The organism is Alkalilimnicola ehrlichii, from assembly GCF_003399765.1.
Lineage (GTDB): Bacteria > Pseudomonadota > Gammaproteobacteria > Nitrococcales > AK92 > AK92.
Genome location: NZ_NFZV01000010.1, coordinates 71656 through 85315 on the forward strand (window position 1 = coordinate 71656; position 13660 = coordinate 85315).

The 13660-nt window shown below is 58.7% G+C and carries 11 protein-coding genes and 2 pseudogenes; 5 read left to right on the plus strand and 8 right to left on the minus strand.

What is annotated here, in order from left to right; all coding sequences use genetic code 11:
* Window position 1: 1 nt before the first annotated feature.
* The 4 genes from CAI21_RS11260 to CAI21_RS11275 form a co-directional block, all read right to left on the minus strand.
* Window positions 2-1438 (minus strand): efflux RND transporter periplasmic adaptor subunit, encoded by a 1437-nt coding sequence (locus tag CAI21_RS11260; RefSeq protein ID WP_116302376.1) that lies wholly within the window; start codon window positions 1436-1438, stop codon window positions 2-4.
* The gene (locus CAI21_RS11265; RefSeq protein ID WP_116302377.1) at window positions 1435-2277 is read right to left on the minus strand and encodes a TolC family protein; all 843 of its coding nucleotides are present in this window, start codon (window positions 2275-2277) and stop codon (window positions 1435-1437) included. The genes CAI21_RS11260 and CAI21_RS11265 overlap by 4 nt, the downstream gene beginning before the upstream one ends.
* 77 nt (window positions 2278-2354) lie before the next feature.
* A complete protein-coding gene (locus CAI21_RS11270; RefSeq protein WP_116302378.1) occupies window positions 2355-2678 on the minus strand; it encodes a hypothetical protein in 324 nt (107 codons plus the stop codon).
* 86 nt (window positions 2679-2764) lie between these two features.
* Complete coding sequence (locus CAI21_RS11275) at window positions 2765-3094, minus strand: hypothetical protein (RefSeq protein ID WP_116302379.1); 330 nt, start codon at window positions 3092-3094, stop codon at window positions 2765-2767.
* A gap of 201 nt (window positions 3095-3295) precedes the next feature.
* On the opposite strand from CAI21_RS11275, the gene CAI21_RS11280 reads away from it, so the two are divergent.
* Window positions 3296-3922, plus strand: coding sequence for a class I SAM-dependent methyltransferase (locus CAI21_RS11280; RefSeq protein ID WP_116302380.1), 627 nt, complete (start codon window positions 3296-3298; stop codon window positions 3920-3922).
* 77 nt (window positions 3923-3999) lie between these two features.
* Here CAI21_RS11280 and CAI21_RS11285 read toward each other — a convergent pair whose 3' ends face one another.
* The 4 genes from CAI21_RS11285 to CAI21_RS11300 form a co-directional block, all read right to left on the minus strand.
* Window positions 4000-5520: a UbiA family prenyltransferase gene (locus tag CAI21_RS11285; RefSeq protein ID WP_116302381.1), complete on the minus strand. Its 1521-nt coding sequence runs from the start codon at window positions 5518-5520 to the stop codon at window positions 4000-4002.
* Window positions 5521-5791: 271 nt separating this feature from the next.
* Window positions 5792-7576, minus strand: coding sequence for an acyl-CoA dehydrogenase (locus CAI21_RS11290; protein WP_116302382.1), 1785 nt, complete (start codon window positions 7574-7576; stop codon window positions 5792-5794).
* Between the two features lie 176 nt (window positions 7577-7752).
* On the minus strand, window positions 7753-8292 hold the full coding sequence (locus CAI21_RS11295; RefSeq protein ID WP_116302383.1) for a macro domain-containing protein: 540 nt from the start codon (window positions 8290-8292) through the stop codon (window positions 7753-7755).
* 3 nt (window positions 8293-8295) lie between these two features.
* Complete coding sequence (locus CAI21_RS11300; protein WP_116302384.1) at window positions 8296-10080, minus strand: thiamine pyrophosphate-requiring protein; 1785 nt, start codon at window positions 10078-10080, stop codon at window positions 8296-8298.
* A gap of 302 nt (window positions 10081-10382) precedes the next feature.
* Between CAI21_RS11300 and CAI21_RS24855 the strand changes: the two are divergent.
* The 4 genes and pseudogenes from CAI21_RS24855 to CAI21_RS11310 form a co-directional block, all read left to right on the plus strand.
* Window positions 10383-11936: pseudogene (locus tag CAI21_RS24855) on the plus strand (FAD-binding oxidoreductase); the annotation flags it as partial.
* 173 nt (window positions 11937-12109) lie between these two features.
* Window positions 12110-12235 (plus strand): annotated as a pseudogene (locus CAI21_RS24860) (hypothetical protein); the annotation flags it as partial.
* A 60-nt stretch (window positions 12236-12295) separates the two neighbouring features.
* Window positions 12296-13357, plus strand: a complete 1062-nt coding sequence (locus tag CAI21_RS24865; RefSeq protein WP_258868939.1) for a (Fe-S)-binding protein — start codon at window positions 12296-12298, stop codon at window positions 13355-13357.
* Window positions 13273-13647, plus strand: coding sequence for a sensory rhodopsin transducer (locus CAI21_RS11310; protein ID WP_116302385.1), 375 nt, complete (start codon window positions 13273-13275; stop codon window positions 13645-13647). Before CAI21_RS24865 ends, CAI21_RS11310 begins: the two co-directional genes overlap by 85 nt.
* The last annotated feature ends 13 nt before the right edge of the window (window positions 13648-13660 follow it).

Sequence of the window (13660 nt, forward strand, 5' to 3'; positions counted from 1 at the left end):
CTTAGTCAATCGGCTCTATAGCGGTGACCGTGTACCCCAGCACACCACCCTCGATCATCCGGAAGCGGACGACTTGTCCGGCGGCAAATCCATCGAGTGCCACCGCTTCGTCGACGGAGAAATCCATCGTCATCTCCGGCCACTGCAGCTCGGGTATGGGCTCATGGGCAAGCCTTATTTCGTGGGCCTGGCGATCGATGGATATCAGCTTGCCCTCGGCCCAAACGACCTGCCGAGGTTCGTCCTGTGGACCGGCTTTTTCCATACGGCGCAACTCCGCACCAAGGTTGGATTCGGAGTCGATCAGAAAATGACCGGAGGCAACAACAGACTCGCCAACCTCAAGCCCTTCCCGAATCTCAAAGCGGTCGCCGAACCGGCGGCCGAGCTTAACGGCTCGCCCGGCAAACCGCCCCTCGCCCAGCGCCACTACCACTCGGCTATGGCTACCCGTTCGTATCACCGCCTCCGCGGGAACATGCACCGTATTCGTGACGGTCCCCGCCTGGAGGTCGACGTCGGCGTACATGCCCGGCCTGAGGCGACCATCCGGGTTATCAAGTGTGATTCGAGCACGCACGGTACGGGTAGCCGTGTCTAAAGCCGGATAGATAAAATCGACCGTACCGCTTAGGCTCATATCGTTGATGCGAATCGCCGCCCCGCTACCGACCTGTACATCGGCCGCTTGCTCCGGGAAAAGATCGACCAGCAGCCAGACGCGCGAGAGATCGGCCAGCTCCATGGCGGTTGTCCCCGGCGCGAGCTGCATGCCTTCTCGAATACTCAGCTCCTGTACGCTCCCCCGTTGACGGGCACGCATAGGGACCAACGACTGCACCCGCCCTTCCTGTTCGATCGTGCGTATATCCGCTGCGCTTAGGCCCAAGGCGGCCAGACGCTCTCTAGCCGCCGTTCGGTCGGCGCCACTCCGAACAACCTGCAACAACTCCTCCTGCGCATTGATCAGCGCCGGCGAATACATTCTAAATAGCACCTGCCCGCGCTCGACTTGCTCGCCGGTGGTGCGCACCCGCAGATCTTCGATCCAGGCCTCGGTACGCAGATGCACATGCGAGAGACCACTTTCATCGAAATCGACGTACCCCACCGCGCGAACCTGCCGGGTCAAATCGCCCTGTTCCACCGTGGCTAACCGTACATTCATACTTTGCAGTACACCGGGCGCGACCCGCACGCCGTCACCGTCCCCCGCTTCCGCGCTGTCCGCATAGACCGGCACGTAATCCATGCCCATGTGGTCCTTGCGCGGTTCGGGCGAGGTAATCGAGGGGTCCATAGGATTTCGATAGTAGAGAATCTCGCGCTCCCCGCCGGAGGATGCCGCGTTCGTCGTCGCTTTCTGCACGGCTACGCTCGCGGCACCGCCGACTGCGGCGCCGAGGCTTAATAGCAGAACGATATGGATGGCTTTCATAATGCTTGTCCCCCGGCAAGGTAAAGCAGCTCAGCTTGCAGCTGGCGGCGCTCGATCATCACCCGTAAAGCTTCCAGTCGGGTCTCCAAATCCGTTACGCGTGCTCGGATCAGGCTGCGAAACGGTATTGTCCCCGCCCGGTAGGCCTGTTCGGCAGCTTCGGCATTACGCCTTGCCGGCTCCAATAAGCGCTGCTCGTAACGCCGCTCACGTTCCAAGAGTTGCTGCCAACGGCCCATCGCCCCCTCCCATTGGCTGCCCAGCGCCCGCTGACGTTCGATATAAGCCTGTTGAGCAGCCAGATAACGGTGCCGCTCGGCAGCAACTTCGCTGTTAACGCGCGCCCGGGAAAGCAGCGGCAAATCCACCATTACCATTCCGGAAAAACTGCCGGAATTGTCCGTCATACCGCCGGGGGCGTAACCGTAGCCGAGTTCGACGCTCCACTGCGGCCGATAGCCCTCCTGCGCCAACTCGACAGCATGTAAGCTAGCCTCGACAAGCGCTTGTTCCGCATCCAAAATCGGGTGGGTTGAGAAGTACCTTGGCGGATCGGGCAGTTCGGGCAGCTCGTCGCTCAACGGACGCCGAGCCGCTTCCGCTCCTATCCAACGCGCCAACTCCGCAAGCGCCAGGGCTTGCTGTTCCTGAACGATACTGATGCGCTCTTCTAGCCGCCGTAGCTCCAGCTCCGCCTCCAACACATCTTGCTGGCTTGTGGTACCGGCGGCGAATTCTCGTTGCGTCAGGTCTACTAGGTTTTCGAATAACCCCCTATTCTCCTCGAGGACATCGGAGGCTTGGCGCAAGTACGTCAGTTCTAGAAACAGTTGCCGCACCTGCTGCCGACTTTGATGCTCTGCATCCTCGGCACGCGCGTAGTCGCCGCGCGAAAAGGAACGCTCCCGTTCGCGGGCTAAGCGCCGGCTGTCCCCCGCGGGAAGGATTGACGCACACCAATGCTGAACTGAGTCATCGGGTCGCTATCGAGGGCATCGTCGAAGGGGACGCTCATCGCCTCTCCGATAAGCATCAAATTGGGAAGCCGCCCGGCAGCGTCGGCTGCTGCTTCCTGGGCCCGCGCATTCTCGCGGTGACGAAGGGCGGCCGGATCGCGCTCCAGCGCTAGCCGCTCCGCCTCGTCGAGTGTCAGCGGCGATGCTGTCATGCCTGGCAATGGCATTAGCAAAACGCCGCCTAGGAGCAGGCCTGATAGCCTGCCCAGGCAGAATCGAAACATGAATATATCCTCGTCGTAGGTACTCGCGCTGCGCCGTAGACGAACGGCACTATTGCGATGTCAACGCGGCTTATAAGCCGCCGTACTCAGACGAGGCGAAATCTGGGAGGTCGAGGGTCTTGAGTGGGATTTTGCGTGACAAAAGCGGTTTGCACGAAAAAGTTTGCCTGTTTGGCGGCCAGCACGCGCGTGCCTAGCGTGCCGGTAAGGCCGGGCGCACACGGGGCACAGTCGAAACACGCCTGTGCCGCCGCCTCCCCCGCACAGCAGTCGTGTTCGTCATGGACATGTTCGGCGCTAGGCGATTCGACCTGAGCGGAAGCCGACGCCATCGGCATACCCATGACCACTGACGCAGGAGCCCCTACGAGCATCGCCAACAGTAGCAGTATGGTAATGGCATGGCGTCCGAACATAAGCGAATCGAAAACAGATCCTTGCTAACTATTTCAAAGGCGCGGGATTTAACCCAATACTTTCATTGAACGGGCTGACTTTGCCCTTACCCTGACGCCAACAGTACTAGCCCAACGCAGGCAGGAGCTTGAGTTCGATCAAGTTGTCTCTCACTATTTGCGGAAGCGAGTAACGGGCGCTAGTTGGCGAGTATAACGAAGATGCAGGTGTATAACCGTTACCTACTTCCTTACCTTACCCACTTCGCGATGCGAATGCCAATGCTCGACGCCTATCGGCGGGAAGTGGTCAGGCAGGCGCGCGGTAACGTGCTGGAACTCGGGGCGGGCTCCGGGCTTAATTTGGCGTTGTACGAGCCGCGCTTAGTCAGCCGGGTTTACGCGCTGGAGCCGGAACCTGGAATGATTCGCTTAGCGCGCACCCGGCTTACCGAGGCTGCGGTTCCGGTAGAGATTCTGCCGGTTGGCGCGGAAGCCATTCCGTTACCGGATTGCTCGATCGATACGGTTTTGTCGACCTGGACGCTGTGCACGATCCCCGACATCAAGGCCGCGCTGTCGCAAGCGCGCCGCGTGCTTAAGCCCAATGGCCAGTTTCTATTCGTGGAACACGGTCTGTCGAACGACAACGCCGTCGCCCGCTGGCAGCACCGGCTCACTCCGTTTTGGTCCCGTTGTGCCGGCGGTTGCCAGCTGGATCGCCCGCATGCCAACTTGCTCCGCCAGGCCGGTTTCGTTATCGATAGGCTTGAAACCGGCTATATCGGCCGCTTGAAACCGATGACTTATACCTATCGAGGCCAAGCGCGCCGAGCGGATTCCGAATAAAGCTCAGACTAAGGCTAACCCCTTAGCCTTGCCGACTTTACCGTTTGTTCTCTTAACGAAAGTTCGCCAAAAGCCCGTTAGGCCGGAGCACTCGCCCCCGGAAGCAGGCCGATACTACCAACAGCTATCAGATACGCCACGGCAACGATGCCGAAACACCCCCATGAAACGGGGTCGCGCGCCGTATAAACGATCGGATCGGTATGCATAGTGCCGCGGGTAGCCGCTAACCAGAGTCGGCATTGCCAACACAGCATCGCCGGTACCGCCAGCCAAAGGCTTAGCGGCTCCAGATAGACTCCGCTAAGTGCCGCGCTATCGATATACAGCGCAAGCACCAGAATCGCTATAACGCTGCTGAAGACGCCTATGGCGCAAACCCTACCTACGTTCGCCGAACCGTATCCAAGAGCCGGACCCTCCGCGATAGTCGTATCGGTTTCTTGCAGTTCGGCAGCCCGTTTAATCAACGCCAACGCGAGGAACAAAAACCCTGAGACGACCACCAACCAACTCGAAACCATAAGGCCGCACGCGATCGCCCCGCCAAGCAGACGAACGGCATACAACGACGCCAGGCTGAGCACGTCGGCCAGCGGCTTTCGCTTCAGCCAGAAGGAATAGGCGGTAGCAATTCCGGCAAATAAGACGATCGCCAAGCCGGCTAACAAAGACAATGTAGCTGCGAGTAAAATGCCGGCGCCTATGAAGGCAGGCCCTAACACGCCGTAACGCAAGGGAAGCTGGCCGCCGGCAAAAGGACGCGTTCGTTTACGTGAATGGCGGCGATCTGCTGCGATATCGATTAAGTCATTGATGATGTAAGAGCCTGACGCGGCCAGGCAAAACGCTACGAACATGAACGCGGCGGCAAGCATCGCCGCCGGGTCGGTCCAGGGCACGGCAGCGAATGCCGGCACGAATACCAGGAGGTTTTTCGCCCATTGGGCGCTGCGCAACGCCTTCAGCAAACTCGTTAGGCGACCGTCGCGGTTGCCGAAAACACAGCTTACGAATGCCGCGGCTCGCGCTTTCGCTTCCAGGCGACCGGACGGATTTACTAAAAGCGCCTCGGCCGCGCTTTCCCATACCGGCAAATCGCACTCGGCCGCGCCGATATAACTGTAACCGCCGGCACCGAAGCGACCGACAAGCGCCTCTGCTATTGTCTTCTCTTCGCTATTCAACGCATCGGCGGCGAGAACCTCATCGAAAACCCCCAGGTGATCTGCGATGCGTTCGGCGACAGTGCGATGTATAGCCGTCGCCAATACGACCCGGCGACCGTTACCTTTCTGCTGCTCGACATAGCGCAGTACGGCTGTGTTGAAAGGCAAACTCGCCACGTCAAGTTCGCATTCCTGCCCAAGTCGCTGCCTGAGTGCGGAACGCTCGCCGCGCGTTTGCCAAACGGCCTGGAGTAACACCAACGGTTTATGGCGCAATAGGCCAACTAAACATTCGTCGACAGGGTCGGCCGCCAACAAGCTACCGTTCAAGCCGACACAAAGCGGAAGCTTTTCTAGCTGGGCTTGGCGGCCCTCCGGAAGCCGCCGAGTTTTGGGAAACGGCAACACCTGTGCTTGAGCGTTCTGCATCAGTCATCCCTCTGACGGCTGTGACATCGGCATGCGAAGCATTAAGGCGACAACTGAAACCGCTTCCCGGCGGCAAACCCCAGCGGGTTTCGGCAAAAGACCATCTTCAACTGCAAGGAAATAATGGGTTTTCTCGATCCGCTTTCAAGCGGGGGGAAATCGGGCAGGTTTTATCCGCAGAGCGGCAAACGAAGGGCATAGGACAAGGTGTGTGGGGGGAAAGCCGGGGATACCGTCATCAGGTATCCCCGGCTATACGAGCAGACGTCGATTACAACTCGTCGACCGGAATGGCCATCACGGCCGAGGAGCCATGGCTTACGCTCTCCGCATGAGCTTTGGCGCGAGGTAGCAGCTGTTCGATATAGAACTGCGCCGTAGCCAGCTTTTGCCGATAGAAGGGGTCGTCGCTGCCGGCGTCGATGGCTTGTTGCGCAAGGAAGGCGCCACGAGCCATCAGGCCGGCGCCGGTAACGTAACCTGCCAACATCATATAATGGTAAGAATTGGCCGTCGCTTGTACCGGATCGGCCGCGCCGTTACTTAACAACCACTCGGTGGCTGCCTCCAGTTGCTCAAGCCCTGCGTTTAATGGCTGCTGCCAACCGGCAAGCGGCGTGAGTTCGCTAAGCGACGCAATATTCTGCCGCAACTCGGCAACCAAAGTTTGCATTGCCTGCCCGTTATCCCGCAGCAACTTACGGCCTACCAGGTCGTTCGCCTGGATACCGTTGGTACCTTCGTAGATGGGCGCGATGCGCGCATCGCGTAAGTGCTGGGCCGCGCCGGTTTCTTCGATAAAACCCATGCCGCCATGCACTTGAACGCCTAAGGAAGTCATTTCCAGGCCGAGTTCGGTGCACCAGCCTTTAACGATGGGGATTAACAGATCGACACGGCTTTGCTGGTGCGCTCTGCGTTCAGCATCCGGATGGTGCCGCGCTTCGTCCATAGACGCGGCGGCTGAATAGGCCAAGGCACGCATTGCTTCGATAGCCGAGCGCATCGTCATCAACATACGGCGGACGTCGGGATGATGTGCGATCGGTACAGGATTGGCGTCCTTATGCCCCACTGGCCGCCCTTGCACGCGCTCGCGGGCATAAGCGACGGCCTGTTGATAGGCCCGTTCCGCAATGGCCAGGCCTTGCACCCCGACCTTATGGCGCGCCTCGTTCATCATGGTGAACATGTAGGCTAGGCCTTTGCCCTCTTCGCCGACCAGATAACCGATAGCGCCTTCATTATCGCCATACGACATAACACAGGTCGGGCTACCGTGAATGCCGAGCTTGTGTTCCAAAGCCGTGCAACGGTAGTCGTTCCGTTCGCCGAGGCTGCCGTCCGCGTTGACAAGATACTTCGGTACGATAAACAGCGAGATACCTTTCACACCGGCAGGTGCGTCGGGAGTGCGGGCCAGAACGAGATGAACGATGTTCTCGGCCATCTCGTGCTCGCCCCAAGTGATGAAGATCTTCTGCCCGAACAACCGGTAACGATCGCCTTCGGGTACCGCACGCGTGCGGATCACCGACAAATCGGAACCGGCCGACGGCTCGGTAAGATCCATAGCGCCGGCCCATTGCCCACTGACCATCTTCTCCAGGTACAGCGACTTTTGCTCGTCGCTGCCGTGATGCTTCAGCGCTTCGATAGCCCCGGCCGTCAACATCGGGCACAGGCCCCACGCCATATTGGACGACTGCCACATCTCCTGTGCTGCTGTCGCAACCACTTCCGGCAAACCCATGCCGCCGTACTCCGGGCTAGCCGCCGCACCATTCCAACCGCTCTCGACAAACTGTTGATAGGCTTCGGCAAAACCTGGGGTTGCGCGAACCGTTTCGCCTTCTAGCTTCGCTCCGTCCGTATCGCCTACCCGATTCAGAGGGGCAAGGACTTCGCCGCTAAAACGCGCAGCTTCCTCGATGATGGCGTCGACAAGATCCGGCTTGGCTTCCTCCAAGCCCGGCAGCTCCGCCAGTTTCTCTAGCCCTAACAATTCGTTGATAACGAAGCGCATATCGCGTGTTGGAGCATTATAATGACTCATGCTTAGCCCTCTTGCGCAGTCTTTGACGCTTTTCCATTCAGCGCCTAACGTCTCTTTTTTATTGTCCCGGCCATTAACTAACCGGGCGACAGTTTGCCATGATCCGCGCCGGCTTGCATGAGAACAATTGCCGAAGTGACAACGTGCGGCTTTCGCCGCAACAGGTGATCGAAGCACTATGAGGTAAGTGTTTGCAGGATCTCGACGGCATTATCGCAAGCGCGCTCGTCCGCAAAAACGAACCGTATTAACCGCACGCTTTGCAAGGTATTAGTTTGTTCGAGTACGGTTGCGAAAGCAACGCGCATGGCCAAGTCGAACGGATAACCGAAAGCGCCGGTGGAGATTGCCGGAAATGCCAACGATTGCATGCTTTGCTCTTCCGCTCGCCGCAAGGCATTGCGATAACACGCTGCCAGCCGTTCCGCAGCAGGCTCGTCAACGCCGTAGACGGGGCCAAGGCAATGGATCACGTAAGGATTAGGTAATCGATAACCGCCGGTAACGACGGCCTGCCCTGGCGCGATCGGCGCCAAAGGCGCGCACGCTTCCGCCAATTCGGGGCCTGCCGCCCGGTGTATCGCGCCGGCGACCCCGCCTCCTGGCATAAGTTGCGCGTTGGCGGCATTGACCACCGCATCGATGTCGGTTTGAGCGGCAATATTGCCGCTCAAACATTCGATAGCGATATTATTACTCGTCGTCGAGAAAACCATGCGTTAACGCCGCCTTATATAGCTCGCTGCGACATCCTTCATCGATTGCCGTATGACACCTGCCGCATTCGGCTCGCCTTTGAAGAGCGACGCGGTATATTTCCGCGCCTGCTCGAGGCTGATATGCGGCGGCAACGGCGGGACATCGGGGTCCGTGTGCGCGTTAATGACGACCGGTCGCTCGGCCATCAGCGCTTCTTCCCACACTGGCACGATATCCTCCGGCGTATTCATACTCAGCCCGATCAAACCGAGCGATTGCGCATATTTATCGTAGTCAAAATCCGGGATATTTTGCGAGGCCTCGAATTTCGGATCCCCTTCCATAACCCGCTGTTCCCAGGTTACTTGGTTAAGATCGTGGTTGTTAAGCACGAGCACGACGAGCTTAGGGTTTTCCCACTCGCGCCAGTATTTCGAGATCGTTATCAGGCCGTTGATGCCGAGCATTTGCATCGCCCCGTCGCCGACCATGGCAATCGCCGGCCGGTCCGGGTAACAGAACTTGGCAGCGATGATATACGGCACGCCCGAACACATGGTTGCCAAACCGCCCGACAGGGAGCCTATCGCGCCGTCACGGATCATCAGGTCGCGGGCATACCAGTTGGTACCCGAACCCGAGTCGGCACTCAGCATAACGTTCTCCGGCAAACGCTTGGACAACTCCCAAAACACCCGCTGCGGATTAATGGGATTGGCCTCGTTCATGGCGCGACTTTCAACCACCTTCCACCAATCCGCCACACTGGCTTCGATACGATTGCGCCAGGAGCGATCTTTCTTCTTCTTAAGCATTGGCATCAATGCTTTGAGCGTTAATTTTGCATCGCCGTGGAGATTGACTTCGTTCGGGTAGCGCAAGCCTAAATGGGCCGGTTCGATATCGATCTGCACTCCCCGAGCGCTCCCCTCTTCCGGCAAAAACTCGGTATACGGAAAGCTGGTGCCGATCATGAATAGCGTGTCGCACGACTCCATCATATCGGCGCTCGCTTTAGTACCCAGCAAGCCGATAGAGCCCGTAACGAAAGGCAAATCGTCCGGAATCATCGTCTTCGCGAGGATCGCCTTAGCAACGCCCGCGCCGAGTAGATTGGCGGCCTCTATCACCTCTTCGGCGGCGTCGCGAATACCCGCGCCGACCAGAATCGCCACCCGTTTGCCGTCGTTTAAGACATCCGCCGCGCGCAGCAACTCTTCCGGCGTCGGAACAACACGCGGATGCGAATAGCCGATCCCGGAGAAATTCGACCCATGTTTGCGAGGGGGCGTTTCCATGGGGAGCTCTTGCAGGTTATTCGGAACGATGACACAGGTGACGCAGCGCTTGGCCTTGGCGATCCGCATCGCTTCGTCGATCAAATGGCGCACCTGCCCCGGCGTGGAAGCCATTTGAACGTATTCGTGGGCGACGTCTTTGAACAACGCGCCCAAGTCCACTTCTTGCTGATAGCCGCTACCGATCGACATCAGCGCCTGTTGGCCGACGATAGCAACAACCGGCTGATTGTCCTTGTAGGCGTCGTATAGACCGTTAAGCAAATGTATGGCGCCTGGCCCGGAAGTCGCTAAACAGACACCGACCTCCCCGGAATACTTAGCATGTCCGCAGGCCATAAAAGCCGCATCTTCCTCATGCCGGACCTGTACGTAATGCATCTTGTCCGACGCCCGATTCAACGCTCCCATTAAACCGTTAATGCCATCGCCCGGATAACCGTAGATCCGGCGCACACCCCAGTCATGTAAGCGTTGGATAATAAAATCCCCGACTGTCTCGGCCATATGTCCTTCCTTTCGCCGCACCTTAAGATCGGTTGCTCCGCATCGCGAAGAGCGTTGGCGCTCGCAAAGCGTTGATAAAGCCCATGGCGGGCCTTTTGCCGTTTACAGCACCCTGGTCGACGCCTTGGGTTCTGTACGTCTCGCTCGGCCAGCACCCATTAATAAACCTCTTTCTAATGCGTATGGCCGGAAGCTCATTAAGCAAATGCCGCGCAAGCGCAAATTTCATCTGCGTCCGGTTTGGTATCTGAGTTAATGGGTTTTATCTCTGACAGGTAGCGCGGTAAGTAAAGGATCAGGCTATGGCTCAGGCGCGCGACAAGAATGCTTTTGCTTACAAAGCGTTAGCAGAGGAACTTCAGTCCCAGATAACGGGAGATGTCCGCTTTGACGAGGGCAGCCGAGCTTTATATGCCACCGATGCTTCGAACTACCGGCAATTGCCCTTAGGCGTCGTGTTGCCACACACCGTACGAGAGCTGGAAACCGTGGTCGACGCTTGTCGCTCGTACGCGCTCCCTGTGCTGGCGCGTGGCGGCGGCACCAGCCTGGCAGGACAGTGTTGCAACGAAGCGGTTATCATCGACACCAGCAAATACCTTAACCGCATTCTGCAAATCGATCCGGAGCGGAGGCGCGCCTGGGTCGAACCGGGAGTGATTCTGGATGAACTCCGCGACCAAACGCAGTCTTATGGGCTGACGTTCGGCCCCGACCCTTCGACTCACGACCATATCTGCCTGGGCGGCATGATCGGTAACAACTCCTGCGGCGTGCACTCGGTGCAGACGGGGAGAACAGCCGATAACTTGGCTCGACTGGATATTCTTACCTACGACGGCCTGCGAATGCGGGTAGGCCCAACCAGCGAAGCGGATTTCGAACGGATTATCGCGCAAGGCGGGTGCCGTGGCGAAATTTATGCGGCTTTGCGAGCCTTCCGCGACAAGTACGCCAACCTTATCCGCGAGTGTTTTCCACGCAATCTACCGCGGCGAGTGTCCGGCTTTAATCTAGACGAACTACTACCGGAGCGCGGCTGCAACATCGCCCGCGCGTTGGCAGGTACGGAAAGCACGTGCGTCCTTATTACCGGCGCCGAGCTCGAACTCGTGCCGCAGCCACCGGAACGGGCGCTGTTGGTCGTCGGTTTCCCTTCGGTCTATGAAGCTGCCGATGCCGTGCCGGCCCTGCTTGAGAGTCACCCTATCGGCCTAGAAGGCATGGACGACGTGCTCGTCCGGCAAATGCACGAGAAATCGCTGCATACGGACAAGCTGCACTTACTGCCGAAGGGAGGCGGCTGGCTATTAGCCGAATTCGGCGCCGAGGAATGTGGCGCCGCGCGCGCCAAAGCCGAGGCGGGATTGCAGTGCCTACGGCAGGAAGCGACCGCCATAACCGGCCGCATCGTTACCGACCCCGACGAGCAAGCCAAGCTCTGGAAAGTCCGCGAAGCCGGCCTCGCCGCGACTGCCAAGACACGCGATAGCGGCTACGCCTGGGAAGGCTGGGAGGATGCGGCAGTCCCTCCCGCTAAACTGGGTGCCTATCTGCGCGAATTTCGGGCGTTATTAGATCGTTACGGCTATGCATGTTCGCTCTACGGCCACTTTGGCGACGGCTGCATTCATGTACGAATCGACTTCGACTTATTTAGCCGCGAGGGAATAGCTCGCTACCGCCGTTTCGTCCAGGCCGCGGCCGACTTAGTGTTGCAGTACGACGGCTCTTTGTCCGGCGAACATGGCGACGGCCAATCTCGCGCCGAGCTACTGCCGAAGATGTTTGGACCCGAGCTGGTCGAGGCTTTTGCAGCATTCAAGCGAATCTGGGATCCGCAAGGCAAGCTCAACCCCGGCAAAGTCGTTAAACCCTACGCCTTAGACGAGAATCTCCGCCTGGGCCCAAGCTTCGCCCACCGGCGCCGGCCACCTACTTCGCCTACCCGGAAGACAATCGTAATTTCGTCGATGCCAGCCTGCGTTGCGTTGGCGTCGGCGCCTGTCGCAGCCTTCACGGCGACGTCATGTGCCCAAGCTATCGGGCGACCGGTGACGAGCAACACTCAACCCGAGGCCGCGCCCGCCTATTGTTTGAGATGTCGCGAAACGACTCCTTGCTGCGGGGGTGGCGGGATAAGGCGGTTCTCGACGCCCTGGATCTATGCTTAGCGTGTAAGGGTTGTAAAAGCGACTGCCCGGTCAGCGTCGACATGGCTACCTATAAAGCCGAATTCTACGCCCACTACTATCGACGCCGCCTTCGGCCCCGCACCGCCTACGCCATGGGGTTGATTTATTGGTGGTCGCGCTTGGCAGCCTGGGTGCCGACGCTCGCGAACGGTATGACGCAAACGCCCGGCATTAGCGGGATCGCCAAGCGCTTGGGCAATATTCACCCCGAGCGCCCCCTGCCCCGCTATGCGAAACAGAGCTTCCGAGCTTGGTTTAGCCGCAGGCGTCGTCGCCCACCTGGCAAGCCCGTCCTCCTCTGGCCGGATACGTTCTACAATTTTTTCTATCCCGAAGTTCCTCGGGCTGCCGTTGCCGTCCTTGAGAATGCTGGCTACAAACCGTTACTGCCCCCGCGCTCCGTCTGTTGCGGCCGTCCCCTGTATGCATGGGGCATGCTGGATACCGCGCGCCGACAATTGCGGCAAACGCTAGATACCATTTATCCCTGGATGGCTCAGGGCATCCCGCTGGTAGGCTTGGAACCATCCTGTATTGCCGTCTTTCGTGACGAGCTACCGAACATGTTAGCCGACGACCCCCGAGCGACACCGGTTGCCAATCAGAGCTATTTATTTAGCGAGTTCCTGACCGAGTCCGATTACCAGCCGCCACAACTTAACCAGCGCGCCTTAATTCATGTGCACTGCAACCAACACGCCGTGTTAGATGCCGATGCCGACGGCCGCTTATTAACCCGCGCAGGTATCGACTGCCACAAGCTCGACTCAGGCTGTTGCGGCATGTCGGGGCCTTTCGGTTTTGAACGGGCGCATTACGACATTGCCCAGGCAGTAGGCGAGACGGTGCTGCTACCGGCGGTACGAGAAGCGCCTGACGACACCCTTATCGTTACCAACGGATTCAGTTGCCGCGAACAGATTGCCCATAACACCCGCCGGCGCGCGGCATACCGCCGAAATTCTATTTCAGGCCTTACAACAGCAAGGAGGGCGACATGCCGCAAGCGATTGGTAAAACCCGTTGGGCTATTGCCGAAGGCTACATCCCCTCAGGCAGTACGGGGTCGGGTCGAGCTTTAGAAAGTCACGAAACGGTATGTTTATTGAACGCCGGCGATGTCGATGCACATGTCGAAATAACAATCTATTTCGCCGATCGCGAGCCGGCAGGCCCCTTTGTTGCCAACGTACCCGCTCGTCGAACTCTGCATTTACGCTTTAACGAGTTAAAGCAACCCGAACCGATTCCCAAAGATACCGACTTCGCCAGCGTTATCGAATCTAACGTACCCATTGTCGTTCAGCACACCCGACTCGACTCGCGACAAGCGGAATTGAGCATTATGACGACGCTGGCATTTTCAGCCTGAGCCAAGGAGGCAG

Excerpts from the sequence above, each read along its gene's own strand:
- CAI21_RS11280 (WP_116302380.1), top strand. The coding sequence starts at position 3,296 with ATGCAGGTGTATAACCGTTACCTACTTCCTTACCTTACCCACTTCGCG.
- CAI21_RS11290 (WP_116302382.1), bottom strand. The coding sequence starts at position 7,576 with ATGAGTCATTATAATGCTCCAACACGCGATATGCGCTTCGTTATCAAC.
- CAI21_RS11285 (WP_116302381.1), bottom strand. The coding sequence starts at position 5,520 with ATGCAGAACGCTCAAGCACAGGTGTTGCCGTTTCCCAAAACTCGGCGG.
- CAI21_RS11300 (WP_116302384.1), bottom strand. The coding sequence starts at position 10,080 with ATGGCCGAGACAGTCGGGGATTTTATTATCCAACGCTTACATGACTGG.
- CAI21_RS11310 (WP_116302385.1), top strand. The coding sequence starts at position 13,273 with ATGCCGCAAGCGATTGGTAAAACCCGTTGGGCTATTGCCGAAGGCTAC.
- CAI21_RS11275 (WP_116302379.1), bottom strand. The coding sequence starts at position 3,094 with ATGTTCGGACGCCATGCCATTACCATACTGCTACTGTTGGCGATGCTC.
- CAI21_RS24865 (WP_258868939.1), top strand. The coding sequence starts at position 12,296 with ATGGCTACCTATAAAGCCGAATTCTACGCCCACTACTATCGACGCCGC.
- CAI21_RS11270 (WP_116302378.1), bottom strand. The coding sequence starts at position 2,678 with ATGTTTCGATTCTGCCTGGGCAGGCTATCAGGCCTGCTCCTAGGCGGC.
- CAI21_RS11295 (WP_116302383.1), bottom strand. The coding sequence starts at position 8,292 with ATGGTTTTCTCGACGACGAGTAATAATATCGCTATCGAATGTTTGAGC.
- CAI21_RS11260 (WP_116302376.1), bottom strand. The coding sequence starts at position 1,438 with ATGAAAGCCATCCATATCGTTCTGCTATTAAGCCTCGGCGCCGCAGTC.